Genomic DNA, 25732 nt, shown 5'->3' on the forward strand with positions numbered 1-25732 from the left:
ACCACGCCCTCGCCCAGAACACGGTGATGCCACCTGTCACCTGGGTAAACACCGAGCAGCGGATTCGTCAGCGCGGGAGACAAGCCAAGATCCCGAGCAAAGTGTCAGCGATGTCTTGACTGGTTCCACGCCAGATCTTGCCAGGAGTCACCTACCTCGTGACTCGTCGTTGCTCGGAACGGCGCTTCTTCCTGCGGCCATCCGACGTCACGAACGCGATCTTCCTCTACGTCCTCGCAGCCGCCGCGCGCATCCACCGCGTCGAGGTCCACGCCTTCTGCGTGCTTTCGAACCACTACCACCTCCTCGTCACCGACCCCGAAGCGCGGCTCCCCGCCTTCATGCAGTATCTCGACTCACTCGTCGCCCGCGCCGTCAACGCGTCGCTCGGGAGATGGGAGGGCTTCTGGTCCTCCGAGAACTCGTACAGCGCCGTCACCCCCGTCGCGCCGAGCGACGTCGTGCGCAAGGCCGCCTACGTCCTCGCGAATCCCGTCACCGCGGGGCTCGTTCCCACCGGTCGCGAGTGGCCGGGGCTCTGGACCGCTCCCGAGCAGCTCGGATCGGCGAAGCTCATCGCTCCCCGCCCGAAGGTCTTCTTCAGCCCCAGCGGCGGCATGCCAGCATCGGCCGAGCTGCGCCTCACCACTCCCCCAGGCTTCGCGTCGGCCGAGGAGTTCCAGGCCCTCGTCGCGGTGGCGCTGCGAGAGCTCGAGGACGCGCGACAGTGCGAAGGTGCGCGCGGCTTTCTCGGGCGCAAGCGCGTCCGTGCGCAGTCGCCGTTCGCGCGCCCTGCTCCCGGCGAGCCCAGGCGCGAGCTCAATCCGCGGGTAGCTGCACGCGACAGGTGGAAGCGCATCGAGGCGCTCGCGCGCCTCGGCGATTTCCTGCGCGCCTATCGCAGCGCGTGGCGAGCGCGACGAGCGGGCGACGCGACCATCATCTTCCCTGCGGGGACGTATCAGCTTCGGATCGAGCACGCAGTCCGGTGCGCAGCGCCTGCCTGACCCGGCCAGGCACCCGCTCCAGGCAGATTGTTCTCGTGCGCCGGCCCGCCGGCGCTGCTCGAGCACGACCTCGCTCGCGCTGAGGTCGACCGGCGGCTCCGCGTGACGCACGTCCATTCACTGTACGTACGATACGCGCGACCCGGCGGACACCTCTTCAGGTGGCGTTCTCCCGCGAGTCTGCGCGATCGAAGCTCGACTACTCTCGGTCGGCCGCTCCTTTCCCCTTTCCCCCTTACTCTCGGTCGGCCCGGTCACCAATTCTCGACTCTCGACTCTCGTTCGGCCCCGGTCGGGGCGCCTCGCAGCGGTCGGGACTCGCGATTACTCTCGGTCGGATGCAGCCCTACCGCCGCCTTCGCATCGCCTTCGTGGCGGACACCTTCGATTCCGCCATCGCGGGCGGCGTCCGCTCGGCGTTGCGGTTCGTGGAGGCGCTCCGCGAGCGGCACGACGTGACCGTCGTCGCGGCGGGCGCCCAGGGCGACGGCACGCTGGCGCTCCCCGCCTTCTACCTGCCGCTCGTCGGCCGGTTGATGCGGGAGAACGGCTTCGTCTTCGCGGTCCCCCGCCGCCGGACGCTCGAGGCGCTGTTCCGGCGCGTGGACGTGGTCCACGTGCAGTTCCCCTTCTGGCTCGGGCTCCGCGCCGCGGGGATCGCGAACGCAGTCGGCGCTCCGCTCGTCTCCGCCTTCCACGTGCAGCCCGAGAACCTCCTCTACAACGTCGGCCTGCGCTCCGCGCGGCTCGTCGACTGGACGTACCGGCTCTTCCTCTCCCGGCTCTTCGACCGCTCGGCGGCGGTGGTGTGCCCGAGCCCCTTCGCGCTCGAGGAGCTGCGCGTCCACGGGCTCCGCGCGCCCGCCGAGGTGATCTCGAACGGCATCCCGCCCGGCTTCGGGCCCACGCCCATGGAGCGCCACGAGCGCCACCGCGGGAAGCTCCTCGTCGTCGCCTCGGGCCGGCTCGCGCGGGAGAAGCGGCTCGACGTCACCGTCGAGGGCGTGCGGCGCTCTCGTCACGCGGACCGCATCCAGCTCGTCGTCACCGGCCGGGGCCCGGAGGAGGAGGCGCTCCGGCGCCGGGCGGCGACGCTGCCCGTCCCAGCCGAGGTCGGGTTCGTGAGCGAGGACGAGCTCCGCCGGCTCCTCGTCACCGCCGACCTGCTCGTCCACGCGTCGGAGGTGGAGCTCGAGGGGATGGCGGTCCTCGAGGCGCTCGCGTGCGGGACGCCTGCCCTCGTCGCGCGAGCCCCGCACAGCGCCGCCCGCCAGTTCGCCGTCTCGGAGGAGTTCCTGTTCGAGCCGGGCGACCCGTCCGACCTCGCGCGCCGGCTCGACCTGCTCCTCGACGCGCCGGAGCGCCTGCGCGAGGCGCGCGCGCGGTGCCTCGCGCTCGCCGCAGGCTTCCGGTTCGAGGACTCGGTGCGCCGGCTGGAGGCGCTCTACCTGCGCGTGGCGCGCGGGAGCGCCGTGGCGGGCTGAGCGGACCCGGTCCGAGGGCGCTCGCGCCGCGCGAGCCAGAGCGCGGCGGGGAGCGCGCTGAAGTCCGCGAGCATCGCGAGCAGGAACGCCGCCGCGGTCACCACCCCGAACTGCCGGATGGGCGGGAAGCTCGAGAACGAGAGGCCCAGGAAGCCGGCCGCGTTGATGAGCGTCGCGAACGCGATGGGCCGCCCCGACACCCGCAGCGCGTGGCGGAGCGCGCCGTCGAGCCCACCCTCCCCTTCGCCCTCGTGCAGGTGGTGGAAGAAGTGGATCTGGTCGTTCTCCGTCGTCCCGAGCACCGTGGTCGCGATGAGGATGGTCGCCACGTTGAGCGGCGTGCCCGTGAGGCGCATCCCCAGGAACGTGACGAGGATCGCGAAGACCGAGGGGATCATCGCCATGAGCCGCGCCGCGGCGCTGCGGAACACGAACAGGAACACCACGAAGATGAGCGCGGCCGTGATCGCGAAGCTCTCCGCGAGCGTGGGCACGAGGCTCGCCCCCACCTTCGCCTGCAGCAAGGACTCGCCCACGACGCGCATCGACGCGCCCTCGAGGGCCGGCGTCCCGCCGGCCGCCCGCGTCCAGTCGGCGGCGAGCGCGGCCTCGAGCGCGCGGAAGTCGCGCTCCTCCGTGCCGCGGAACACCACCGTGAGCTGGGCGTTCGAGAGCGAGCCGGCGTCGATGAACGCGCGGAGCTCCGGCTCCGCGAGCAGGAGCTGCTCGACGTCCCCGGCGAGCGCCGCGAACGCCTGGGGGTCCGCGGGGAGCGTATCGTCCCCGGACGCGAGGTAGCGGCGCATCCGCAGGAAGGTGGTGGGGCCGACGACGGACGTGACGTCCCGCTCGCGCTCGGCCGCCGAGGCGAAGCGGTCGAGGGCGTGCAGCACCTCGGGATCGGTCACCGCGCCGCGGGTGCGCACCCAGACCCGCGCGACGTTCAGCCCGCCGACGTGGTCGCGGTAGTAGACGATGTCCCGGTGGATGGGGAGCGAGGCGTCCACGTAGTCGAGGGAGTCCACGCCCACCCGCATCGGCGCGAGCCGCCCCGGGACGCCGGTGATCGCCACGAGCCCGATCGCCGCGAGCGCGAGCGCTCCCGGCACGAGCACCCAGCGCAGCCGCCAGGTGAAGAACGGGAGGGCCCCCGCGAGCCGATCGTAGAGGCGGCTGCGGACCGGGGCGGCGCGGCCGGTGGGCGTCCGGAGCGCCTTCTGCAGCGCGGGGAAGAGCGTGAACACCGTCACCCACGAGAGGGCCAGGCCGGTGGCGGTCCACAGGCCCATCTCGCGGATGGGACGGATCCTCGAGACGGCGAGCGCGGCGAAGCCCAGCACCGCCGCGAGGGTGGAGGCGGTGACGGGCAGGAACTTGTTCGCGAGGGCGAAGAGCTGGTGCGCGTCGACGTCCACGTCCTCGGGCTGATCGACGAACCGCGACTGGACGTAGACCAGGTTCGCGAGGGTGGTCACCATCACCGTGAGCGGGACGAGCGCCGAGACCACCGTGAACGTGAAGCCGAGGAGCCTCCCCGCCGCGACCGCGAGGGCCACGGCGGTCCCGAGGGCCACGACGACGGCGACGAGCGTCCGCCACGAGCGGTAGAGGAACAGCACGAGGGCGACGACGAACAGGCCGAACACCGGGAACCACCGGAGCGACGCCTCGCGCGAGGCCTGCTCGATCCACGCCTCCACCCACGGCGCGCCGACCCGGCGGACGCCCCGCACGGCCGCGTCGCGCGGCGCGCGATCGACGGCGGCGTCCACCGCGGCGAGGAGCGCGTCGCGCCGCGCCGGGTCGGCCGCGTCGAGCGCCACCGCCAGGCCCTGGAACCCGTCGCCGACGAGCCCCTGACGGCGGAAGAACGAGGTCCCCGTCGCGAACGCGCGGAACGCCGCGGTCCCGGCCGGGGTCGGAGCGAAGCCCGGGTGGGCGCGGCGGTAGACGTCGAGCGCGGAGACCGGCGTCACCCCGGGGATCGCGCGGAGCGCGTCCTCGAGCGCCAGGGTCTCCGCGAGCACCTCGGGGCGCCAGGGATCGTCCGCCTCGAGGAGGAGGAGCACGATCGGGCGCTCGGGGAAGATCGCCTCGAACTGGCGGGTCGCGACGTAGTCGGGATCCGAGGGGACGATGAGCCCGGAGATGCCCGCGTCGGAGCGGATGCCGACCGCGAGCGCCACGGCCACCGCGGCGAGGAGCGCGTACGCGGCGAGGATCGGCGCGCGCAGCGCCACGATCCGGGTGAACACGCGGAGCAGCCGTGGGCTCATCGGCTCGCCGCCACGTACAGTGAACGCCTGGTCAGCCGGAGGGCGCGGCGCATCTCGCATCCATAGCGGACCCGGACGGAACGACCGAGGATACTCTTGGGCCCCGGCTCGCCCCGGGCAGGTGCGCTAGGTTCACGGGGTGAGCCTCGGACGTCACCGGTACGTACGGGCGGCGGCGCTCGCGGCCTCGATCGCATGCGCGACCGCGGTCGCGGCGGCGGCGGCGCCGTCGAAGATCGTCTTCTGCGCGCCGGGGTCGCCTGGCACGACGCTGGAGGCGCAGGGCGCGATGGACGCCTTCGCCGCGGCCGCGGCGGCGAAGGCGGGGCTCCCGGCCGGCGCGCTCGGCGCGACCTACGAGCCGCTGGAGGACGCCGGCCTCGCCCGCCTTCGCGCACCGGACGCCGCCACCGCCGTCGTCTCCCTGCCGTTCTTCCTGAAGCACGAGAAGGCGCTCGCGCTTCGGGCAGAGCTCCAGCCGGTGCCGCAGGGAAGCGCGGGGCTCGAGCGCTGGAGCCTCGTCCTCAAGAAGGGACGCGGCGCGACGGCCGCGGCGCTCGAGGGCTACACGATCCTGTCCTCCGCCGGGTTCTCGCCCGGGTTCGTCCGCGGGCCTGCGCTCGGCGCGTGGGGCCGGCTGCCGGCGAGCGTGCGGATCGTCCAGTCGACCGCGGTGCTGTCGGCGCTGCGGCGCGCGGCGGCGGGTGAGCCGGTCGCCGTCCTCCTCGACGGCGCCCAGGCGGCGGCGCTCCCGAACCTCCCGCTCGCGTCGGAGCTGGAGGTGGTCGCGCGCTCGCCGTCGCTCCCGGTGGGGATCGTCGCGACGGTGGACCGGCGCATGCCGCCGGCGCAGTGGGCGAAGCTCCGCGCCGCGCTCCAGGCGCTCCCGTCGGACGCCGCGGGCGCCGAGGCGCTCGCCGGCATCCGGATGTCGCGCTTCGAGGCGGTGGATGCGACCGCGCTCTCCGCGGCCCGACGGGCGTATGCGGAGGCGCCGCGGTGAGGGGCGGCGCGCGCGGCACGCTCGCCCTCGCGCTGGCCGGAGCGCTCGGCGCCGCCGCCCCTGTCGCCGCTCCCGCCGCGGAGGCAGCGCCGGGCGCCGGCCGCGAGGCCGACGATCCCCTCGGCGCTCACGACGGATCCCGCCACGCGCTCGCCGCCGGCCCCCACGCGACGACCTTCTTCAGCGAGGAAGGCAGCCAGTACACCTTCCTCTCGGGGAGCGTCGGCTACCTCGGGTCGCTCGGCGTCAACGGTCCCTTCGTCCACCTGTTCGCGCTCCTCCCGCTCCAGGCGCGCCAGGACGGGCGCGTGTACGCGACCGGTGACTATTACCGCCGCCGGTCGGGAGGGGATTTCCTCGTCGGCTGGCAGTGGCGCTGGTCGGTGCGTTCCGATCTGGAGGCGGAGGCGGGCCCCGGGCTGCACGGGACGCTGGTGTACCTCCCGGGCAAGCCGGGCTATCGCGACTTCTCGGCCCTGCCGCTCGGCGTGGGCGGAGGGGCGATCCTGCGGTGGAGACGGGGCGACCACGGCTTCTCGCAGCCCATCACGGTGGGCGCCTACTGCGCGCTCGCGTACGACCTGTACGATCCGTTGCGGGCGGACGACCTGGCGCACGGATTCACTTTCAGCACGGGCTTCCTCCTCGGCCTGGGAGTCGCGCGGTGAGCGCGCGCGCGCGCCGTCGCGGTCCCGCCCCTGCGGCGGCCCTGGTCGCTCTCGCCCTCGGCGCCTGCGGCCCCTACGCGGAGGTCGCGCAGAAGCTCGACGTCACCGCGCGCGTCGCCGGGGACACCTGGATCGCCGCCGACGGGGCGGAGGTCCGCGTCCTCCTCGTGGGCACCTCCTCGAGCGACGGCTCCACCCCGTTCGCGTTCACCTCGATGCAGATGCCGATCTCGGCCGGCACCTCGGCGAGCACGCTCCAGGGGACGTGGGCGGAGACCGGGAGCGAGGGGCGCGCGACGCTGCGGGTCGAGCGGGAGTACACGCTCCCGGACGAGCGCACCACCTCGCTCCTCAGCCGGCGCGGCTCCTGGCGCACCGACGAGCGGCGCACCCTCCAGCTCACCGTCATCCGGGACGGCGGCCGGCTCGTGCTCGCCGGCGACGCCGCGCTCGCCGGGACCTACGCCGCCTTCGGCGCCGCGCTGGCGCGCCTCGGCACGGCGACGGCGCGGGACGCCGCCTGCGCGTTCCAGATCGCGAACCTCGGCATCCGCAGCTCCGAGATCCGCATCATCGGCTTCGGCGGTCCGGGGATGACGCAGTACCAGCGGGCCGAGACCTACGTCGGGACGGTCGCCGGCAACCTCCGCGTGTCCCAGAGCGGCTTCACGCACAACACGACCACGATCCTCTATTCGGCGTTCGAGGACCTCGGCGGTGCCCGGGTGGACGGCCCGCAGGTCACCGACGCCAACTCGGGCGGAGACGGGCACATGTCGGGCGTGCTCACGTTCGTCCTCCAGCCACGCTCGCCGGACGGCTCCGCCGCCACGCCCGTCACTGGCTCCATCGACTACGGCGGCGCAGGGAACCCCGCCGATGCCGTCCAGATCTCGAACGGGAGCGCCAGCGGAGGGGTGTACGTCGTCTCGATCGAGGGGGGCGGCTCCGCGCGGGTCAGCCCGGAGACGCCTCCGTCGCCCTCCGTGGCCGAATGCCTCGGCCTCCCGTGAGTGCCCGCCGGCACCGCCGGCTGCCCGTACACCTCCCGTGAGCCCTGCCGGCTGCCGCGGCAGCCCGTACATTGCAGCGGTGCGCCGGATCCCGGCGTGACGTGCTCGTGCACGAGAGGTGAATCCATGCGGAGGCTCTTCCTCGTCTCGGCGTTCTTGCTGGCGTGCGGCGGCAGCTCCAGCGACGGTGGTGGCGGCGGCGGCCTCTCGGGCACCGTCGGCGGGCGCTCCTTCACGCCCCGCGAGGTGAGGGCGATCCCGGCCGGGACCGGCACCACACCGTGCACGGTGCCGGTGCTCGGCCAGGTCGGCGTCCGGGCGCTCGCCCTCGACTTCGCGTCCTACGCCGACGCCTGCGGCGACTACGCGACGAGCCAGTGCAGGCTCCACGCGGGCGCACAGAACGTCACCCTCCTCTTCGCGAAGCTCGATCCGTCGGGCGCGGAGCCCACGCTCGCGGCGGGGACGTACACGGTCTACGGGAGCGCCACGACGGCCGTCCCGGACGGCACCGGACGGCTCACGGTCACCTTCGCCGAGTCCCTCGCGACGGGCGCGGCCCCGACCTGCGCGGGCACCCCCAGCCCGTCGGTGCAGGGCGGCACGCTCCGGCTCGACCAGATCACCGGCTCGGCCGTCACCGGACACGTCTCCCTCACCTTCGAGGACGGGAGCTCGCTCCAGGGCGACTTCTCGGCGCCCGTCTGTCCCGGGCAAGGTCCGGACATCTGCATGCTCGCGACCGCCCAGGCGCTCTGCACGGCGCCCCCGATCTGCATGCCTTAGCGCGGTCCAGTCGCCGCTCACGGAAGACGTGAACCCTCCCCGGCCCGGGATTACGAAAGGGCGAGCCTGGGAGGGACCCATGTGCCGCAACATCCGCGTCCTCTACCACTTCGAGCCGCCCACGACGGCTGAGGAGATTCGCGCCGCGGCGCTGCAGTACGTGCGCAAGGTGAGCGGACTCCGCGAGCCCTCGGCGGCAGATGCCCCGGCGTTCGAGCGGGCGGTGAGCGAGATCGCCGCGAGCACGGAGCGACTCCTCGGCTCGCTCCAGGCTCGGACGGCCGTGAGGACCCGCGAGCGCGAGCGGGAGCGGGCGATCGCCCGTGGCGCGCGGCGCGAGGACCGGCTTCGCGCGGCGCCCGCCCAGGGAGGACAGGAGGCTGCGACGCGCGGGGCCGTCGCCGGGCTGGCCGCCCGCAAGCCCAGGCGATAAGACGAGCGGCATGCCCGCCCCCGCGCTCCGGCGCGCTCGCCCGCGATCCAAGGCGACGGCGCTCACGCCGGCCGAGGCGCGTGCGTTCCTCGTCGGCCACCACGCCCTCGCCGCGCCCGAGCTGCCGCCGGGTCCGGCGGGGGTTCGCGCGCTCCTCGCCCGGCTCCGCTGCATCCAGCTCGATCCGCTCGATCCGCTGGGCACGAACGCCGACCTCGTGGCCCTCGCCCGCGTGGACGGGATCGCCAGGGGCGACGTCTACCGGCACCTCCTCCCCGGCCACGCCTTCGAGCACTTCGCGAAGGAGCGCTGCCTGCTGCCGGCGGCGTCGTTCTCCTGGTATCGGGCGGAGCTCGCCATCGAGGCGCCGTGGTGGTCGCACGCCGAGCGGCTGCGCCGCCTGCCCGCGGGCGTGGTCCAGAAGGTGCTCGACGAGGTCCGGGAGCGCGGGCCGATCGCCGCGGACGACCTCGCCGACCACGGCCGCGTCGAGCCGCTCGACTGGAGCGGCTGGCGGGGCACGCCGCGCGCCGCGAAGATGGCGCTCGAGGTGCTGCAGACGCGCTGCGAGGTCGTCGTCAGCGGGCGTGGTCCGCGCGGCAAGCTCTACGACGTGCCCGACCGCGCGCTGCCGGCTGCGGCCCGCACCCGCGTCCACCCGCCGGGGCGACCCACCGAGGAGCGGGTCGAGGCCTTCCGCCGCTGGGCGCTCCTCGAGCGCGTCGAGGCCGCCGGGCTCCTCTCGCGCGCCGGGGGCGCGACGTGGTCGATGCTGGATCCTGCCCGCCGGGCAGGGATCCACGAGGCGCTCCTCGCCGAGGGCGCCGTCGAGGAGGTCCAGGTGGTCGGCTCGACGCGCACCTACCTCGCGCCGCGCGGCTTCGCGGGGCGAAGGCACCCGAGCCCCGACGGCAGGCTCAGGCTGCTCGGTCCGCTCGACCCGCTCATCTGGGATCGCGCGCTCGTCCGCGCCGCGTTCGGCTTCGACTACAGCTGGGAGGTCTACCGGCCGGCCCACCTGCGCCGCTTCGGCTGGTACGTGTGCCCGCTCCTCCGCGGCGACGCGCTCGTCGGGCGCCTCGACGGCGCCGTCGAGAAGGGCGCGCTCCGGATCCGCGCGGTCTGGGCGGAGGCAGGCGGCGACCTCGATCGGCCCGCGCTCCTCGCCTGCCTCGAGCGGCACGCGGCGGCGTGCGGCGTGGAGCGCGTGCTCCTGCCGCGGCGCATCCGCGTGAACCGACCCTGACGAGCGGCGGCGACGGGGCGGGGGCGCAGCGCGAGCCGCTCCGCCCCCCGCGCGCATGGTCGGCTCGCGGTCCCCGAGCGGCCCTCGGCCTCAATGGAACGTGGACGCCGGCGGCTCGACGGGGTCCACGGGGTCCACGGGCGCGGCGGGCCCCGGCGGCACCTGCGCCTTCGGCCTCGGCCGCGTCAGGCTGACGAGGCGCTGCGGCACCCGCCGGATCTTGCCGCGCACCGTCCCCTCGAGCACCTCCACCTCGACGGGAGGCGTCAGCTCGTAGCGGTAGCCGCGGTGCGGGATGGGCTGCCTGAGCTTCATGCCGCGCCAGGTGAACTCGTGCACGAAGGGCTGGGCGACGAGGCCGTGGCGGACGTGGTCGCGGTGCTGCAGCAGGAAGGACGCGAGCTGCACCGCGGAGTGGTTGAACAGCCGGTGACAGCCGTGGCTCTCGCTGCCCAGGATCGACTGGTAGCTCACCGAGCCGTGGGTGCGGATGCCGTTGTCGTACCAGAGCGTGGCGCCCTCGGACTCCACCGGCCGGAGGTGCGGGAGCATCACGAGCCCGTAGGCCGACGCGTAGCCGGGCCCGAGGAGGTCCGTCTCGGGCAGCCAGCGCTTCGTGCCGTACGCCCGGTGCACGAGCGCGCGGGCCGGCGTCTGCGGCGGCGGCAGCCACGCCGGCGACGCGACGACGAACCGCCACAGCCGCTTGCCGACGTCGGAGTTCTTGTACCGGAGGCCCACCCGTCCACGCGGCCCCACCTCCTTCTTCCATCCGCCGATGGTGGTCGGCCAGCGCACGAGCGCGAGCTCCTCTCCGTCGCTGGTGCGCGCGTAGAGCGTGAGCGTGGGCCGGTGCGAGATCCGCCCGCGCCACGTCGGGAGCTCGTACCAGACGTCCCCGCGGTCGATCTCCGCCCGGAGCTCCATGTGCTCGGCGTGGTACGCGGGGACCGGCGGGAGCCGCAGGGCCACCGCGAGCTGGCGGGTGGCGCCGACGCCTCGCACGCGGAAGAACGCGGCGGCCGCGCCGGGATCGGTCCACCCCAGCGCCTGCGCAGCCGCCTCCGTCGCGGGAGACACGAGGTCCGGCGCCCCATCCTCCAGCGCCTCGTACCGATCGGTGGCGTGGAACGCGTCCCCGTCGATGCGCCGGCCCAGGACGGTGCCGCGCGCCGCCGCCGCGCTGCCGTCCTCGATGAGGCCGGAGGCGTCGACCACGCGCGCGCGCAGGGACCGCAGGAGCGCGCGGAAGTCCAGCTCCCGGCTGTCCTCCGCGAGCGCCCGGCGGGTCTCGGGATCGAGCGTGCCGCGCGAGACGATGGCGTGCTTGCGCTGGTAGGCCTCGAGCGCCTCCTGCAGCCGCCAGCGCGGCGTCCGCTGCGCGCCGGGCAGGAGCCGCTCGCACTGGAGCCGCTCCTCGAGCGCGGCGAGCGCGCTCCTCACCGCGGCGGAGGGAGCGCCGTCCTGCGAGGACGGCCGCGGAGACGTCGCGAGCGCGTGGAGCGGCGTCGCGTCCACCGCCGCGTGACACAGGTGACGCTCCTCGTCGAGGAGCCGCGCCGAGAGCACCTGGAAGCTCGGGAAGATCCCGTAGAGCTCGAGGAACGCGTCGCGGCGCGCGCGCTCCCCGTCGGGTCCGGACGGGAACTCCTCGTTCGCCAGGGCGGCGTAGGTCGCGCGGTACGGCTGGGGCAGCTGCACCAGGTTCTCGGGATCCCGGAACACGAGCGGCACCCAGCCGTCGGACAGATCCACCACCGTGAGGCCCTCGCGCCGCGCGTCCTCCGCGCAGACGCGCCCCACCTCGCGACCCGCCTCGAGGACCGGGAGCGGGGAATCGCACGCGGGCGGCGTGTCGGCAGCCGCGAGCGGTGGGCTGGGCTCCACCGGCTGCGGCTGCGGCGGGGGCGCGCCCGGAGGAGGCGGCGGCTCGGCGAGGCAGCCGCAGAGCAGCACGAGGACCACGGGTGAACCGAGCAGGGACCTCCACGATCCCGGCGTCGAGCCGGCCACTCCACCTCGCCGAAGCACTCCGGAACTCTAGGGCCTCGGCGCGCCCGGACTCGATGTGTTCCTCGGCACACATCGCGGAGGGGCGGGCCGTGCACGCTCGGTGCCGCTCCCGCTGTGCGCCATCGGAGCAGAGCGCCGCAGCCCGGGTCCTTGACGTTCCAACGATCGCTTGCTTTGTCACCGTGATGACCACGCACGACCCGGCGTTCACGGAGCACCTGCACGGCGAGCCACCCGGGCGCGAGGAGCCGCGCGCCGGTCGCCCACCTCCGGGGCGGCGCGCCGCCTTCCCGCGCGCGGCCGTCGCCGTCGCGCTCGCGGGGGCGCTCCTCGGCGCGGTGTTCGCCGCGCTCAGCACGAGCGACTTCATGCAGCACCTCGATCGGCAGGTGCACGCCATCCACTGCTCCTTCCTGCCCGGAGCCGCGAAGGACGTCGCGGCGAGCGGCTGCAGGACCGTGATGATGAGCCCCTACAGCTCGCTCTTCCGCGAGAGCCTGTGGGGCGGGATCCCGGTGAGCCTCTGGGCGCTGGCGGTCTTCGCGTTCCTCGCCTATCGGGCCGCGCTCCTGCTGTGGCGGCGCCAGGCCTCCGCGGGCGACGCGAAGGTGCTGCTCGCGGCGGCCGCCCTGCCGGTGGCGATGTCCGTACTGTTCGGCGCGGTCTCGATCTTCTTGCTGGAGGCCGTCTGCAAGGTCTGCATCGGCATCTACGCCGCGAGCGCGCTGTGCTTCGCCGGCGCGCTCCTGGCGTACCGGGCCGTGCGCGCCGCGCCGGGCGAGGCGCGGTTCGCGGCGGCCCTGCTGGAAGGGACGGCGCTCGTCGCCGCGGTGACGCTGGCCTACGTCGCGTCCGTGCCGAGGCCGGATCCCCGCACCTCGACGCAGGGGTGCGGCGCGCTCGTCCACGCCGAGGACGGCGCGGGCGTGATGATCCCGCTCACCGCCAGCGCGGGCGGGACCCCCTCGGTCGAGGTGCTCGATCCGCTGTGCGCGTCCTGCAAGGCGTTCGACGCGAGGCTCGCGGCGAGCTCGCTCGGCGAGCGCCTCGACCTGAAGGGCGTGCTGTTCCCGCTCGACTCCCGGTGCAACTGGATGGTGACGGAGGCGATCCACCCCGGCGCCTGCGCGGTCAGCGAGGCGGTCCTCTGCGCGGCCGGCGTCGGCCAGGGGCCGAAGAACGCCGCCGCCGCGGGGGCCGTGCTCCGGTGGGCCTTCGCCCGCCAGACGGAGCTCCGCGCGCTCGGCGCCCGCGACGAGGCCGGGCTGCGGGCCGAGATCGAGCGCGAGTTCCCCGCGGTCGCCGGCTGCCTCGGCGGCGCGCTCGTGAGGAGCAAGCTCACGAAGAGCCTGCGCTGGGCGGTCGCCAACGCGATCCCGGTGCTCACGCCTCAGCTGTTCGTGGGCGACGCGCGGATGTGCGACGAGGACACCGACCTCGGCCTCGAGTACACGCTCTCCCGCATGCTCTCGCCCGAGGCCGCGCAGGAGCGCGCGCGCAGGCGCGCCGCCGAGCCGCCGCGGCCTCCGCCCCCACCGCCGCGCGCGGACCTGCAGGCGAGCGCGGCCGCGGCGCCGCCGGAGGTGGAGCCCCAGCTCCGGACCCCCGCCGCTCCTCGCGCGGTGGAGGCGCCCCCGGCGGCGCCCGGTGCGGAGGCTCCCCCGCCCCCGCCGAGCCCGGCGGAGGCCGTGCAGGACGAGGCGCGCCCCGGACCGGCTCCGGAGCCGACCCCGTCCCCGTCTGACGCAGAGTCGCCGGCAGAGACCCCGAAGCCCTCGCACGTGGAGACCGAGCGATGAACGACACCTCGAGGCGCTGGATCCTGCTCGCCGCGGCGCTCGCGATCCCGGCGGCGCTCGTCGTCACCTGGGCCCGCGCCGCCCAGGCCCGGCTCGACGCCACGCAGGGCGCCGCGCGCGAGGTCGCGACGGCGAGCGTGTCGAACGACGCCTACTGCACGCCGGAGCTGAAGGCGATCGTCCGCCGCGTCGCGGGCGCGTGCGGGCTGCTCGACGGCGGCGGTGGCGGCCGCGGCTGCCAGCCCCTCCAGGCCAGGAAGGTCGCCGCGCTGTCCGGCAGCGACTTCAACGCGCTCTTCCGGCCGCTGGCGCACCGGGCGCACATCGTCCAGTTCGATCCCACGAAGGCGGAGCTGGATCCGGCGGCGCGCGCCCTCGTGGAGAAGGCCTGGAGCGATCAGCGCGGCGCCAGCTTCTTCTTCGTGGTCTCGCGCGCCAGCCCCGACGGCGACGAGCAGTACAACGAGGCGCTGAGCCGCGACCGCGCGAAGGCGGTGCTGGATCACCTCGACGCGAGGTTCCACGACGAGGACCTCAGGAAGCAGGTGGGCCTCCTGTGGCTGGGCGAGGAGTTCGCGCAGCTCCCGACCGAGTTCTGCGGCTGGGACCGCTCGCGCGCCGGGGCGTGCAGCCACGCCGACATCAACCGCAGCGCCTTCGTCGCCTGGATCGACTGTGCGATCTGAGCGGTTCGCGTGGACGGGGGCCGCGCTCCTCTCCGTCGCGCTCGCGCTCGCCTGCCGGGAGGGGCCCGGCGCCGGGGAGGCGGCCCTCCCGGAGCGCTTCGCCGGCGTGCGGAAGCAGGCCGCCACGGCCGCGGCGGCGCAGAGCGCGTTCTGCGAGCGGAGCTATCCCGCCGGCGGCGAGGGCGCCCGCCGCTACGCTGCGCCCCCGCAGCGACCGCTGCCCGGCGCGAGCGATCCCGGCGGCGCTGCCGGCGCGCCGGGGAAGGCCTGGACCTGGGTGAACCTCTGGGCCACCTGGTGCACCCCGTGCGTCGACGAGCTGGAGCTGCTCCGCCGCTGGCGGGACGGCTTCGCGCGTGACGGCGTGGACGTCCGCCTCGAGCTCGTCAGCATCGACGCCGCCGACCGTGGGCAGGAGCTCGTCGCGTGGCGCGCGAAGGGGCTGCCCGGACGACTTTCCTGGCTCCGCTCCGAGGGAGATCTCGGGCCGCTGCTCGACTCGCTCGGGGTGGAGCGGGACGCGATGATCCCGATCCACGCGCTCGTCGACGGCGCCGGCTGGATCCGCTGCGTCCGCGTCGGCGCGGTGCACGAGCAGGACTACGCCGCGGTGAAGGGGCTCCTCGGGCGCTGACCCCGGTCGCCTCGGGGAGGAGTGCGCGAGGAGCCCGGCCCGCTACCGGCCGCCCCGGACGAAGTCGATGCGGCCGAACAGGCCCGCGGACTCGTCGTCGGGCCCGGCGGCGAAGAAGAGCGTGCTCGCCGGCCCGGCCGCGCCGTCGTTGCCGAAGTCCAGGCCCCACAGCCCTTCGATGGTGATCCGGCCCCCCTTGCCGGTGAGGTACGCGCCGCCGCCTTCGGAGGCGTCGCCCGCGAGCGAGTAGCCGATGATGTGGCCGTCGCCGAAGTTCCCGACGAGCAGCTTCCCGCCGAACCGGCCGAACCCGGAGGCGGGGGCGAGGGCGATGCCCCACGGCGAGTCGAGCTTGCCTCGCGACGCGACGCGACCGATGAGCTCCCCGTCGGGCGTGAAGGCGTTCACGTACCCGTGGTGCTGGCCGGGCACGTCGTCGTGCCGGTCCGCGTCCTGCAGCGCGTACGTGACGTAGATCGTGCCGCCGATCGCCCGGATGCCGAACGGCACGTACCCCGCCGGGATGGTCGGGTCCCGGAAGCCGCCCGTCGTGGCGACGGGCTTGAACGCGCCGTCGAACACCCGCACCGCCCCGCCGTGGAAGTCGGTGGCGTAGAGCCGCTCGTCTCCGCTCGACGTCGCGGCGAGGGTCAGGCCCTTGTACACGGCGCCCGCGAGCGAGTCGTCCACCACGACCACGGTCGTCGTGGAGCGGATGGCCGGCGCGACGGGCGGAGGCACCTTCGGGTTCCAGGCGCTGAGGGTCCCGTCCTCGCTCGCGAAGATGAAGAAAGCCGGTTCGTGGGCGCCGCCGCTCGAGACCTCGAAGCTCCCGCCCGTGTTGCCGACCACGCCGGTGGGACTGCCGGCGTGGCCGCCCGCGCCAGCGATGCTCACCACGAGCGGCGGAGCGCCGAACTGTGCGATCCCTTCGCCGTCGTAGAGCGTCGAGACCCCGGCGCCGTTGTCGGACACCCACCACGGGCTCGCGCCCCGGTGCGTGATGCCCCAGGCGTTCACCAGGTTCGCGTCGAGGTGCTCGGCGGAGACGGCGCCGTCCGAGACGAGGTTCCGCTGAACGTAGAGGCCGCCGAGCGCCTCGCGCGCGGCCGGCGTGACCCCTTCGTCCGCGGCGCGGCCGGTCACGCCGGCGGTCAGCGACGCCGCGCACGCGAGGAGCGCGATCGGGAAGACAGGGTGTTTCGAGACGAGCTGCGGCTTCATCGGCGAGCCCTCCGGCGCCGAGGTGCCGCGCCTTCGCGCCGCGACGCGCGTGCTCGGGCGCGGGACCCGCCTCGGCTCGCAGAGGACTGACGCGCCGGCGGAGAATCGGTTTCGCTCCCGGGGGCGGCCCTGCGGGGCGACCCGACGTGGGCATCGCGCGACCGCGCGAGCGATCCACTCGCTCCTCGGCGCGGAGGAGCGGGGCCGGGCGACGACCCGCGCGCGCGGCGAGGCCGCGCCCGGCTCCTCGATGGGGAGCTCGGCCGAGGTCGTGGCGGCCCGCGCTCGCACGAGCCGGACGGCCGAACGGTGGCCGAGCGCCCGGGTCACTTCTTCCCGCGCGCGCCGGCCTCTGCCGGCGGACCCTTCCTCGCCTGCGGCGCGTTGCGCGGGTCGTCGGACGCGCGGACGTACTTGATGCCCCAGGGGCCCTGGGCGTTGAGCTGGAGCACCGTGTCCTTCGAGGCCTTCGCGAAGTGCTGCATCCCGGGCTCGAGCACGAAGAAGCTCCCCTCCGGCAGCTTCTCGAGCTTGCTCTCGTCGAAGTCGGCGCCCATGCCGAGCGAGAACTCGCCGCTCATCACCGTCACGCGCTCGACCTTGGGGTGCGTGTGCGGCGCGATCTTGTAGCCGGCCGGCACCTTGAGACGCATCGTGAACATCCCCTCCTTGCCCGGATCGCCCTCCAGCACCGCCGCCTGCGCACCGGGCGGGAGCGCCGCCGGTCCGGCGGACCACTGGATGGAGTCCCCCGTCTTCAGGATGGCTTGCTTCTCCGAGCCCGTCCCCGCCTTGGCGGCGCCCTCGTGCTGTCCAGCCAGCGCGGACCCGGGGCCATACGCGACCACGATCACCGCCGCGAGGCTCGCGGCGTGCAGCTTACGTGTCCACATGTTTCTCCTCCTGCCCGATGAGTCGGAGGAGGTGCCCGCCTTCGCGCGCGCTGCGGACCGTCAGGTGTGCGGGTCGTTCCTCCCGACCCTTCGACACCGGGGCGCATAATCTGCCTGCGCCAACGCGGCGCACGTAAAAGTTCGCTGAGCGGCCACCGGCCGGCCCCCGCTCCCTCGGCCGCCCCATGGCCCCCCGCCCGCGGGCGCGGTAAGGTCGCGGGCCATGCGCCTCGCGACCTCCGTCCCCGAGCTCCCCCAGGCCCCGGCCGATCGCCCCGACGCCGCCTCCCGCGTCGAGCGCCGGCATCGCCTCAAGTTCCACCGCGCCGGAGGCCTCGATCAGCTCGCGCTGGAGAGCGGCGCCGACCTCCTCGCGCTCGAGGAGCTCGACCAGAAGCTCTGGATCGCCCTCTCCTGCCCCACCCGCGGCCTCGAGCTGGACCCGCGGACCCTCGACCTCCTCGACCTCGATCGCGACGGGCGCGTCCGGGCGCCCGAGATCCTCGCCGCCATCCGGTTCTGCGCGGCGCGGCTGCGCGACGTGGGGCTCGTCCTCTTCGGAGCCGACGCGCTGGCGCTCGACGCCCTCCGCGACGACACGCCCGAGGGCAAGGCGGCGCTCGGGGCCGCCCGGCGCCTGCTCGCGCACGTCGGCCGCCCGGAGGCGACCGCGATCCGCGCGGCGGACGTGGCGGACACCACGAAGGTGTTCGAGCACACGCTCTTCAACGGCGACGGCGTCGTGCCGCCGGAGTCCGCGCCGGATCCCGGGACCCGCCAGACCCTCCTCGACATCGTGACCACGATGGGCGGCCTCGCGGACCGGAGCGGCAAGCTCGGGGTGGACCGGGCGCGCGCGGACGCGTTCTTCGCGGAGGCGGAGGCCTTCGCCGAGTTCTGGCGGCGCGGCGAGGCGAGCGCGGAGGTGATGGCGCTCGGCGACCGCACCGCGGCCGCGCACGCGGCCGTCCGGGCCGTGCGCGCGAAGGTGGACGACTTCTTCGTCCGCTGCGGCCTCGCCGCCATGGAGCCGCGCTCCGCCCTCGCCCTGAACCGGACCGAGCCCGAGTACGCCGCGCTCGCGGCGAGGGAGCTCGCCGCGGCCGGCGCCGAGGTGGCCGCCTTCCCCCTCGCGCGCGTCGAGCCCGGGCGCGCGCTCCCGCTCTCGGGTGGCGTGAACCCGGCCTGGGCGGCGGCGATCGCCGCGCTCCAGCGCGACGCCGTCGTCCCGGTGCACGGGCCCGGCAAGGACGCGCTCACGCTCGAGGAGTGGACGGACCTCGTCGCGCGCTTCTCGCCCTACGAGGCGTGGCTCGCGACGAAGACCGGCGCCCGGGTCGAGGCGCTCGGGATCGCGCGCGTGCGCGAGCTCCTCGCGGCGGGCCGGGCTCCCGTCCAGGCGCTCCTCGCCGAGGACGAGGCCCACGCCGCCGAGGCCTCGGCGATCGCCGACGTCGTCCGGCTCGTCCACTACTGCCGGGACCTCGGGACGCTGCTCAAGAACTTCGTGTCGTTCGCGGACTTCTACGACCCGCTCCGCCCCGCGGTGTTCCAGGCCGGGACGCTCTTCCTCGACGCGCGCAGCTGCGAGCTGTGCATCCGCGTGGACGACCCCGGCGCGCACGCCTCGATCGCCTCGCTGTCCCGGATGTACCTCGCCTACTGCGAGTGCCGCCGGCCCGGCGGCGAGGCGATGAAGATCGTGGCCTGCTTCACGCAGGGCGACTCGGACTACCTGATGGTGGGCCGCAACGGCGTGTTCTACGACCGGCAGGGACGGGACTGGGACGCGACGATCGTGAAGATCGTCGAGAACCCCATCAGCATCCGCCAGGCGTTCTGGGCTCCGTACAAGAAGGCCCTGCGGTTCGTCGAGGAGCAGGTCGCGCGCTTCGCGCACGCGAAGCAGAAGGCCGCGGACGACCACGTCCAGTCCACCGCGACGCACGTGACCGACGCCGCCATCGGCGAGAAGGCCCCCCCGCCCCCCCCGCCCGTCGACGTCGGCAAGATGGTCGGTATCATCGCCGCCCTGGGCGTCGGCATCGGCGCCCTCGGCACGCTGCTCGGCGGGTTCGTCACGGGGTTCATGGACCTGAAGCCCTGGTGGGCGAAGGTCATCGCGGTGGCGGCGATGGTCCTCGTCGTGTCGGGGCCGTCGGTGCTCATCTCCTGGCTCAAGCTCCGGCACCGGACGCTCGGGCCCATCCTCGACGCGAACGGCTGGGCCGTGAACGGGCGCGTGCGGATCAACCTGCCGCTCGGGACCGCGCTCACCGACCGCGCCGTCCTGCCCGCGGGCGCGCGCCGGACGCTCGACGATCCGTACGCGGACGACACGGCGAAGCGCCGGCGCCGCCTGCTCTGGCTCGCCGCGGCCGCCGCGGCCCTCGCCCTCGGCGCCGCGAGGTACCTCGGCCACTGGCCGTTCGGCCCGCCGTTCTGGCGGGGGTAGCGAAGCGCGTCGCGCGGACGCGCGCCGGGGCGCCGTGCCTCAGCCGCGCCGCGCGACGAGCGCGGTCAGCTCGTCGAGGAGGGCCGGCTTCCCGAGGTGCGCCTCGAAGCCGGCCGCCTTCGCCCGTTCCTTGTCCTCCGGCTGAGCGTAGCCGCTGAGGGCGATGAGGCGCATCCCGCGGAGCGACGCGTCCGCGCGCAGCTCGCGGGCGACCTGGTACCCGTCCACGTCGGGCAGGCCGATGTCGCAGAGGACCAGCTCGGGCCTGAGCTCGCGCGCCTTCGCGATCCCCGACAGGCCGTCGGTCGCGACGTGCACCCGGTGCCCCTCCATCTCCAGCACCTCGGCGATGGTCTGCGCCGCGTCCACGTTGTCCTCGATGACGAGGATGTCCACGCGCCGCGCGCTCGCCGGGGCCCGGGGCGGGGGCTGAGCCGCCGGCGGGCCGGGCGCCGCCGGCAGCGTCACGACGAACTCCGAGCCGCGGCCGGCGCCCTCGCTGTCCGCGCGCACGCCGCCGCCGTGGAGCTCGACGAGCCCCTTCACGAGGGCGAGCCCGAGGCCGAGGCCGCCGCGCGTCCGCGCGAGCCCCTCGTCCGCCTGGACGAACGGCTCGAAGACGCGCGGCAGGAGCTCGGGGACGATGCCGAGGCCGTCGTCGCGCACGCGGATCTCGGCCCGCCCGGCGTCCGTCGTGACGGCGACCGTCACCGCCCCGCCCTCGCGGCTGAACTTCGCGGCGTTCAGGAGCAGGTTCCCGACGACCTGCGCGATCCGCGTCGCGTCCGCCTCGACCCACACCGGGCCGGCGTTCTCGACGCGCAGCTCGAGGTGCCGTCCGGCGAAGATCGTCCGGTGGTCGTCGCAGGTCCGCGCGACCACCTCGCGCAGGTCGACGCGCGAGCGCTGCAGCTCGATCTTTCCGCGCGAGATGCGCGTCACGTCGAGGAGGTCGTCGACGAGGCGCGTGAGGTGCTCGGTCTGGCGGCGGATCACGTCCCTCGCCCGCGCCGCCTGGTCGCTGCCCGCCGGCGCGCGATCGAGGAGGTAGATGCTGCTGCGGATGGGCGCGAGGAGGTTGCGCAGCTCGTGCGAGAGGACGCCGAGGAACTCGGTCTTGAGCCGATCGGCCTCGCGCAGCCGCTCCTCCGCGCGCTTGCGCTCGGTGACGTCCATGACGTAGCCGTGCCAGATGAGGCTCCCGTCCGGCTCGTCCGTGGGGACCGACCAGCCCTCGAGCCAGCGCACCCCCTTCCTCGGGTGCCGGTAGCGGAACACGTCGTGCCAGCGGGACCTCGTGCGGGCCGCCTCCTCGAGGACCTCGAGCACGCGCTGCAGGTCGTCCGGGTGGACGTTGGCGACGAGGGGGCCGAAGTCCGCCGCGAGCACCTCCCGCGGGATGCCGTAGAGGTCCTCGGCCGCCGGGGTGGTGAACGGCATGCACGCCGTGCCGTCGGGCCGGAGCCGGTAGGAGCAGATGACCCCCGGAACGCTCGCCGCGACCTTGGCGAGCTGATCCTTGAGCGCGCGCTGCTCCGCCAGCGCCTCCTCGGCGCGCCTCGCCTCGGCGTCGAGGGCGGGCGGAGCCGCGCCGGCCGCGCCCTCGGAATGCTCCGATGCGTCACGCACCGTGAACAGGATGCCGGTGCCCGTCTCCGTCGGCACCGGCGAGAGCTGCCCCTCCCACCACACCTCGCGGCCGAGCACCCGCTCTCCGTGGCGAGGGACCTTCACCGTCTCGCCGCGCTGGACGCGCTCGTAGAGCGAGAGGGCCACCTCGCGCGTGTCGGGGAACACGGCGAGGATGTCCTCGCCCTCGACGCGCTCCGCGGTGTAGCCGGTGCAGCGCAGCCACTCCGCGTTCGCGCGCAGCACCGTCAGGTTCGGCGCGACGAAGCAGAGGCCGATCCCCGCGCGGGCGAACAGCAGCCCCAGCACCTCGGTCGAGAGCGCCGCCCGCTCCTGGATGGCCATGGAAGCCCCCGCGGCGCGCGCGTCCCAGGGCACCTGCGGCCGCGCTCCGCCTGCGACAGAGTAGCGCACCCGCGCCGCGCGAGGGGCGACGGCGAGACCATCCCTCGCCAGCACGTCCGTCCCGGCGCGTCGCGCGCTCGCGGAACGACTCGCGCGGCCTGGCCAGGAGCCACTCGGCGCACATCGGCGCCGGACGCCCTCCTTTGCGCGTCCCGCGACGTCGGTACAATGTCGCTCTTCCCTTCACCGGAGGTCCGTGATGCGCACCGTCGTCGTCGTCGCCCTCGTCGGGCTCACGTCTGCCTGCGTCTCCTCGGGAAAGTTCCGCAACAAGTCCGCCGAGGCCGACGAGCTGCGGGCGCACGGGGCCGAGCTCGAGGCCACCCTCGCGCGGACCAACGGCGAGCTCGAGAAGCGCACCGAGGAGGCCCGCGCCCTCCAGGCGCAGGTCGCCGAGCTCTCCTCGTCGCGGGGCACGCTCGAGGCGCGCGTGAACGAGCTCTCGACGTCCAAGAGCAAGCTCGAGACCGTCAAGGCGGAGCTCGAGAAGAAGAGCTCGGAGTACGAGAAGATGGCGAACGCGCTGCGCGGAGAGATCGACGCGGGCCGCGTCGAGCTCACCGAGCTCCGCGGCAAGATGACCGTCAAGATGAAGGACAAGATCCTCTTCTCCTCGGGCTCGGCGACGCTCGGCAAGCCCGGCAAGGGCGCGCTCGCGGCGGTCGCGGAGGTCCTGCGCGGCGTGGAGGGCAAGGTCATCCGCGTCGAGGGGCACACCGACAACGTGCCGCTCGGCCGCGGCGGGTTCGTGTCGAACTGGGACCTGTCGGTCGCGCGCGCCCTCGCGGTCGTGAGGTTCCTGCAGGAGGCGGGGGTCGAGCCGACGCGCCTCGCCGCCGCGGGCTACGGCGAGTACCAGCCCATCGCCCCGAACGACACGCCGGAGGGCCGCAGCCAGAACCGGCGCATCGAGATCGTCCTCGCGCCCGGCGAGGCACCCGTCCCCGCTCCCGCGCCCGCTCCCGCGGCGCTGTGAGCCGAGGTCCCCCGCCCGCGCCCTACGGCGCCCGGGCCCGGGCACGGGCCCCCGACGCCGTCGGGCGGGGAGGACGCGGCGGGCGCGGCCCGCGCACGCCGAGCGCCGCCGCCTCCGCCTCGATCCTGCCGACGAGGTCCGCGGGCTCGGCGAGGACCGCCGCGTCGGAGCGCACGCCGACGCGCACCTCGCCCGCGTAGCTCAGGACGCTCACGCCGAGGCCGAGGCTCGCGGGGTGCGGGACCCAGAACATCGCGCTCGCGAGCGGCAGGCCCGCCAGGTGGACGCGGGTCCTCGGCCCGGGGAGGTTCGTGAGCACGAGCGAGGCCTTGCGCGCGAAGAAGCGCGTGAGCGCGTGCTGGACCGCGTCGGGCGCGTAGCCCGCGAGCGCGAGCACGTCGTGGGCCACGACGGCGCCCGCCCCGGCGCGGAGCGCGGCGACGCGGGCGTGGACCGCCTCGAGCCGCGCGACGGGCGTCCCGAGATCGATCGGCAGGTCGAGGAACACGACCCCGAAGCGGTTCCCGAGCGAGGCGTCGGCCCCGAGGTCCGGGCGGGCAGGACGGAAGTTCACGGGGACGAGCGCGCGCACGGGGACGAGCGGCGCCCGGCGGCTCGCGAGCAGCGACCGGAGCGCGCCGGCGATCGCCGCCACCAGCACGTCGTTCACCGTGGCCCCGCGGCGATGCCCCGCCTCGCGGACGGCGCCGAGCGGCACGCCTCCTGACCACGCCACCCTGCGCACGCCGGAGAGCTCCGCCGCGGAGAGGACCTTCGGATCGCTCGACATCGCGGCGAGCCGCGCGAGCGTCGCGGCGAACGCGGCGGCGTCCCGCGCGGCGGCGAGCCGCGCGCTCCCGAGCCACGGGCGCCCGCGATGCACCGCCTCGATGTGGGCGCGCGGGGCGTCCTCGGCGGCGTGCTCGTCCGAGAGGGCGAGGAGCAGCGCCACGAGCGCGAACCCGTCGCCGAGCGCGTGGTGGAGCTTCGCCACGATCGCCCCGCCGCGCCCGCGCTCCCGCACGACGTGGACGCGCCAGAGCGGGTGCGCCGGGTCGAGCCGGGAGGAGGTCACCTCGCCGACGAACTCGGGGAGCGTGCCGCGCGCGAGCTCGACCGGGACCAGGTGTCGCCGGAGCGAGAACCCGGGATCCGGCTCCCAGCCCGGCGCTCCCAGGAGACGGGGCACCGGCCGCTGCCGGAAGCGCTCGACCGCGAGCAGCCGCTCCTCGACGAGGCGCCGGACGCGCGCGAGCGCGACCGGCCCGCGGAACGTGAGGAGCGCCACGACGTCGGCCTCGTTCCTCGGCCGATCCATGCGGTACCAGGACGCGTCGCCCGCCGTCATCCGCTGCATCCGGCCTCCAGGCGCCGAAAGCGTGCCGCGCCCGACGAACCCACCGTACCGCTGCGTGCTCGCCCACGCGACGCGCCCCGAAGGTTCCCCCGCCGCGCCTCGCACGCGACGCACGCGCCGCACGGCCGGCGCACACACGCGCGCTCGCCCGGTCGGCCGTCGTTCACGGTTCGTCACGATTCAGCCGGGCCCACGCGGGAGCGCCCCGCAGGGACCTCGCCTCGAGGTCCCTGCGGGCCCGGCCACGCCTGGGGCCGCCCGCGCGAAGCTCCGCGCTGCTATGAACCCGGCGACCGCGCGGCGCCGCGGGAGGTGACCCTTGGAGCGCGAGCGCGACCCCCGGAGCCGGACGCGCGGCATCATCTCGACCGCTTTCACGCGGGCCCAGGACGTCGTGTACGTCGCGCTCGGTGTGCTCCTCGCGCTGAGCGCCGCCGCGATCGTCGTCCACGGCGGGATCGATCTCGTCCACGCGATGTTCGGCGGCCTCGACGTCCGCGCGTTCGTGACGCTGCTCGACCGGATCCTGCTCGCGCTCATGGTCGTGGAGCTGCTCTACACGGTGCAGGTGTCGTTCCGCGAGCACACCCTCGTGCCCGAGCCGTTCCTGCTCGTCGCCCTCATCGCCGCGGTCCGCCGGATCCTCGTCATCACCGCCGAGTTCGGCGCGCAGACCCGGCCCGACGACAAGCTGTTCCGGCAGGTGATGTCGGAGCTCGGGCTCCTGACCGTCCTCATCGTCGTGCTCGTCGCGGCGCTCGCGATCCTTCGCAAGCGGCCGGTGGCGGCGGAGTAGCGCCGCGCTCAGCCGCGCGGCCGGCGTCCCACCACGTAGGCGATCCAGCCGGCCTGGTTCTGCGCGCTGCCGCGCGGCAGGTAGCGGGCCGCGGCGCCGGGCCCCGCGTCCCACAGCACCTCGACGGCCTCGAAGCCCGCCTCGCCGAGGAGCTCCGTCAGCTCGGGGAGGCTCCAGAGCCGCCAGTCGTAGTGGAACGCCCGGCGCATCGGCCGGCCCCCCTCGAGCTCGAAGTGGATGGTGCAGCGGATCCGGTGGGTGATGGGATCGAACCCCTCCTGCTCCCAGACGTAGGTCACGCCGCGGCCGATCCGCCGGCGCTCGACGAGCGCCCGCTGCGCGTCCCACCCGCCGAAGGCGTCGAGCACGAGCGCGCCGCCCGGCGCCAGCGCGCCGAGCGCGGCGCGCAGATACTCGCCGAGCGCCTCGCGCGTGCGGAACACCCCGTAGCTGAAGTTGAGGGCGACGATCGCGTCGAACCCCTCGCCGCGGGGCGCGCGGACGTCGGCGGTCACGAGCTCGAGCCGCGAGGCCGCCGCGCCGAGCGCGGGGAGGCGGTACGTCCGGGCCCAGGCGTGCACCGCGGGATCGAGATCGACCGCCACGGCCGTCCGCAGCGGCCCCTTCGCCACCCAGCTCGCGGCGAGCGCCGCCGTGCCGCTGAAGTCCTCCCGGAGCCGCCGCGCCGGGCGTCGCCCGCGGAGGACCCGCTCGATGATGGCGATGTCCGCCTGCGGGTCCTGGACCGCGCGCTCGTAGAGGCGGTGGCGGTCGCGGGGGCCGGGCTTCGGAGGGGCGGCGCTTCGGGGGGCGCGGTTCGCGGGGCGCATTCGGGCGCCCTCCATACCCTTCCCTCCGCTGCCCGGCAATTCGCTCGCGGCCGCGGCGGGGCGGACGCGTCTCGGCCGGGTGCGCCCCGGCGTCCACGCTGCCCGGGACGCGCCGGCCC

21 protein-coding genes are annotated in these 25732 nt (G+C 75.0%); 14 read left to right on the plus strand and 7 right to left on the minus strand.

Going from position 1 to position 25732, the window contains the following annotated elements; genetic code table 11:
- Positions 1–158: 158 nt before the first annotated feature.
- Both MLV88_RS05350 and MLV88_RS05355 read left to right on the plus strand, forming a co-directional pair.
- Positions 159–1007, plus strand: a complete 849-nt coding sequence (locus MLV88_RS05350) for a transposase (RefSeq protein WP_308197546.1) — start codon at positions 159–161, stop codon at positions 1005–1007.
- A gap of 338 nt (positions 1008–1345) precedes the next feature.
- Positions 1346–2491, plus strand: a complete 1146-nt coding sequence (locus MLV88_RS05355) for a glycosyltransferase (protein ID WP_242354933.1) — start codon at positions 1346–1348, stop codon at positions 2489–2491.
- On the opposite strand, the gene MLV88_RS05360 is transcribed toward MLV88_RS05355, so the two are convergent.
- Positions 2452–4767, minus strand: coding sequence for an efflux RND transporter permease subunit (locus MLV88_RS05360; protein WP_242370996.1), 2316 nt, complete (start codon positions 4765–4767; stop codon positions 2452–2454). The genes MLV88_RS05355 and MLV88_RS05360 overlap by 40 nt on opposite strands.
- Before the next feature lie 139 nt (positions 4768–4906).
- Between MLV88_RS05360 and MLV88_RS05365 the strand changes: the two genes are divergently transcribed.
- From MLV88_RS05365 to MLV88_RS05390, 6 genes are all read left to right on the plus strand, one after another.
- Entirely contained in the window at positions 4907–5770 is an 864-nt protein-coding gene (locus tag MLV88_RS05365; RefSeq protein ID WP_242370998.1) for a phosphate/phosphite/phosphonate ABC transporter substrate-binding protein, read from the plus strand.
- A complete protein-coding gene (locus tag MLV88_RS05370; protein ID WP_242371000.1) occupies positions 5767–6438 on the plus strand; it encodes a hypothetical protein in 672 nt (223 codons plus the stop codon). Before MLV88_RS05365 ends, MLV88_RS05370 begins: the two co-directional genes overlap by 4 nt.
- The gene (locus tag MLV88_RS05375) at positions 6435–7451 is read left to right on the plus strand and encodes a hypothetical protein (RefSeq protein WP_242371002.1); all 1017 of its coding nucleotides are present in this window, start codon (positions 6435–6437) and stop codon (positions 7449–7451) included. The genes MLV88_RS05370 and MLV88_RS05375 overlap by 4 nt, the downstream gene beginning before the upstream one ends.
- Before the next feature lie 126 nt (positions 7452–7577).
- Positions 7578–8237, plus strand: a complete 660-nt coding sequence (locus MLV88_RS05380; RefSeq protein ID WP_242335184.1) for a hypothetical protein — start codon at positions 7578–7580, stop codon at positions 8235–8237.
- Positions 8238–8316: 79 nt separating this feature from the next.
- The gene (locus MLV88_RS05385) at positions 8317–8670 is read left to right on the plus strand and encodes a DUF2277 domain-containing protein (RefSeq protein ID WP_242354923.1); all 354 of its coding nucleotides are present in this window, start codon (positions 8317–8319) and stop codon (positions 8668–8670) included.
- A 10-nt stretch (positions 8671–8680) separates the two neighbouring features.
- Positions 8681–9916, plus strand: a complete 1236-nt coding sequence (locus MLV88_RS05390) for a DNA glycosylase AlkZ-like family protein (protein WP_242354921.1) — start codon at positions 8681–8683, stop codon at positions 9914–9916.
- A 90-nt stretch (positions 9917–10006) separates the two neighbouring features.
- On the opposite strand, the gene MLV88_RS05395 is transcribed toward MLV88_RS05390, so the two are convergent.
- A complete protein-coding gene (locus MLV88_RS05395) occupies positions 10007–11881 on the minus strand; it encodes a hypothetical protein (protein ID WP_242335175.1) in 1875 nt (624 codons plus the stop codon).
- Between the two features lie 233 nt (positions 11882–12114).
- Between MLV88_RS05395 and MLV88_RS05400 the strand changes: the two genes are divergently transcribed.
- Genes MLV88_RS05400 through MLV88_RS05410 form a run of 3 tightly spaced genes read left to right on the plus strand, consistent with a single transcriptional unit; the run spans position 12115 to position 15048 of the window.
- Complete coding sequence (locus tag MLV88_RS05400; protein ID WP_243337001.1) at positions 12115–13728, plus strand: vitamin K epoxide reductase/DsbA family protein; 1614 nt, start codon at positions 12115–12117, stop codon at positions 13726–13728.
- The gene (locus MLV88_RS05405; RefSeq protein ID WP_242335169.1) at positions 13725–14414 is read left to right on the plus strand and encodes an OmpA family protein; all 690 of its coding nucleotides are present in this window, start codon (positions 13725–13727) and stop codon (positions 14412–14414) included. The genes MLV88_RS05400 and MLV88_RS05405 overlap by 4 nt, the downstream gene beginning before the upstream one ends.
- The gene (locus MLV88_RS05410; protein WP_242370825.1) at positions 14404–15048 is read left to right on the plus strand and encodes a TlpA family protein disulfide reductase; all 645 of its coding nucleotides are present in this window, start codon (positions 14404–14406) and stop codon (positions 15046–15048) included. The genes MLV88_RS05405 and MLV88_RS05410 overlap by 11 nt, the downstream gene beginning before the upstream one ends.
- Positions 15049–15090: 42 nt before the next feature.
- Here the strand turns inward: MLV88_RS05410 and MLV88_RS05415 are convergent, their stop codons facing one another.
- Complete coding sequence (locus MLV88_RS05415; protein ID WP_242370827.1) at positions 15091–16272, minus strand: TIGR03118 family protein; 1182 nt, start codon at positions 16270–16272, stop codon at positions 15091–15093.
- 326 nt (positions 16273–16598) lie between these two features.
- On the minus strand, positions 16599–17165 hold the full coding sequence (locus MLV88_RS05420; protein ID WP_242335161.1) for a cupin domain-containing protein: 567 nt from the start codon (positions 17163–17165) through the stop codon (positions 16599–16601).
- Between the two features lie 223 nt (positions 17166–17388).
- On the opposite strand from MLV88_RS05420, the gene MLV88_RS05425 reads away from it, so the two are divergent.
- Positions 17389–19620, plus strand: coding sequence for a hypothetical protein (locus tag MLV88_RS05425; RefSeq protein WP_242335158.1), 2232 nt, complete (start codon positions 17389–17391; stop codon positions 19618–19620).
- 39 nt (positions 19621–19659) lie between these two features.
- Here MLV88_RS05425 and MLV88_RS05430 read toward each other — a convergent pair whose 3' ends face one another.
- Positions 19660–21594 carry a PAS domain-containing hybrid sensor histidine kinase/response regulator gene (locus tag MLV88_RS05430; RefSeq protein WP_242370829.1) on the minus strand — a complete coding sequence of 645 codons (1935 nt, stop codon included), beginning with the start codon at positions 21592–21594 and terminating at the stop codon, positions 19660–19662.
- A gap of 259 nt (positions 21595–21853) precedes the next feature.
- On the opposite strand from MLV88_RS05430, the gene MLV88_RS05435 reads away from it, so the two are divergent.
- Positions 21854–22630 carry an OmpA/MotB family protein gene (locus tag MLV88_RS05435; RefSeq protein ID WP_242335152.1) on the plus strand — a complete coding sequence of 259 codons (777 nt, stop codon included), beginning with the start codon at positions 21854–21856 and terminating at the stop codon, positions 22628–22630.
- A gap of 22 nt (positions 22631–22652) precedes the next feature.
- On the opposite strand, the gene MLV88_RS05440 is transcribed toward MLV88_RS05435, so the two are convergent.
- Positions 22653–23987, minus strand: coding sequence for a WS/DGAT domain-containing protein (locus MLV88_RS05440; RefSeq protein ID WP_242370831.1), 1335 nt, complete (start codon positions 23985–23987; stop codon positions 22653–22655).
- A 319-nt stretch (positions 23988–24306) separates the two neighbouring features.
- Here MLV88_RS05440 and MLV88_RS05445 point away from each other — a divergent pair, with 319 nt between their 5' ends.
- Positions 24307–24783 carry a phosphate-starvation-inducible PsiE family protein gene (locus tag MLV88_RS05445; protein WP_242354984.1) on the plus strand — a complete coding sequence of 159 codons (477 nt, stop codon included), beginning with the start codon at positions 24307–24309 and terminating at the stop codon, positions 24781–24783.
- Between the two features lie 8 nt (positions 24784–24791).
- Here the strand turns inward: MLV88_RS05445 and MLV88_RS05450 are convergent, their stop codons facing one another.
- Positions 24792–25613, minus strand: a complete 822-nt coding sequence (locus MLV88_RS05450; protein WP_242335143.1) for an SAM-dependent methyltransferase — start codon at positions 25611–25613, stop codon at positions 24792–24794.
- Positions 25614–25732 lie beyond the last annotated feature (119 nt).

Source organism: Anaeromyxobacter soli (assembly GCF_022808855.1).
GTDB lineage: Bacteria > Myxococcota > Myxococcia > Myxococcales > Anaeromyxobacteraceae > Anaeromyxobacter > Anaeromyxobacter soli.

What these genes read in the sequence shown, in the direction of transcription:
- MLV88_RS05355 (WP_242354933.1), top strand. Translation starts at nt 1,346, where the DNA reads ATGCAGCCCTACCGCCGCCTTCGCATCGCCTTCGTGGCGGACACCTTC.
- MLV88_RS05360 (WP_242370996.1), bottom strand. Translation starts at nt 4,767, where the DNA reads ATGAGCCCACGGCTGCTCCGCGTGTTCACCCGGATCGTGGCGCTGCGC.
- MLV88_RS05380 (WP_242335184.1), top strand. Translation starts at nt 7,578, where the DNA reads ATGCGGAGGCTCTTCCTCGTCTCGGCGTTCTTGCTGGCGTGCGGCGGC.
- MLV88_RS05385 (WP_242354923.1), top strand. Translation starts at nt 8,317, where the DNA reads ATGTGCCGCAACATCCGCGTCCTCTACCACTTCGAGCCGCCCACGACG.
- MLV88_RS05390 (WP_242354921.1), top strand. Translation starts at nt 8,681, where the DNA reads ATGCCCGCCCCCGCGCTCCGGCGCGCTCGCCCGCGATCCAAGGCGACG.
- MLV88_RS05400 (WP_243337001.1), top strand. Translation starts at nt 12,115, where the DNA reads ATGACCACGCACGACCCGGCGTTCACGGAGCACCTGCACGGCGAGCCA.
- MLV88_RS05405 (WP_242335169.1), top strand. Translation starts at nt 13,725, where the DNA reads ATGAACGACACCTCGAGGCGCTGGATCCTGCTCGCCGCGGCGCTCGCG.
- MLV88_RS05415 (WP_242370827.1), bottom strand. Translation starts at nt 16,272, where the DNA reads ATGAAGCCGCAGCTCGTCTCGAAACACCCTGTCTTCCCGATCGCGCTC.
- MLV88_RS05420 (WP_242335161.1), bottom strand. Translation starts at nt 17,165, where the DNA reads ATGTGGACACGTAAGCTGCACGCCGCGAGCCTCGCGGCGGTGATCGTG.
- MLV88_RS05425 (WP_242335158.1), top strand. Translation starts at nt 17,389, where the DNA reads ATGCGCCTCGCGACCTCCGTCCCCGAGCTCCCCCAGGCCCCGGCCGAT.
- MLV88_RS05430 (WP_242370829.1), bottom strand. Translation starts at nt 21,594, where the DNA reads ATGGCCATCCAGGAGCGGGCGGCGCTCTCGACCGAGGTGCTGGGGCTG.
- MLV88_RS05435 (WP_242335152.1), top strand. Translation starts at nt 21,854, where the DNA reads ATGCGCACCGTCGTCGTCGTCGCCCTCGTCGGGCTCACGTCTGCCTGC.
- MLV88_RS05440 (WP_242370831.1), bottom strand. Translation starts at nt 23,987, where the DNA reads ATGCAGCGGATGACGGCGGGCGACGCGTCCTGGTACCGCATGGATCGG.
- MLV88_RS05450 (WP_242335143.1), bottom strand. Translation starts at nt 25,613, where the DNA reads ATGCGCCCCGCGAACCGCGCCCCCCGAAGCGCCGCCCCTCCGAAGCCC.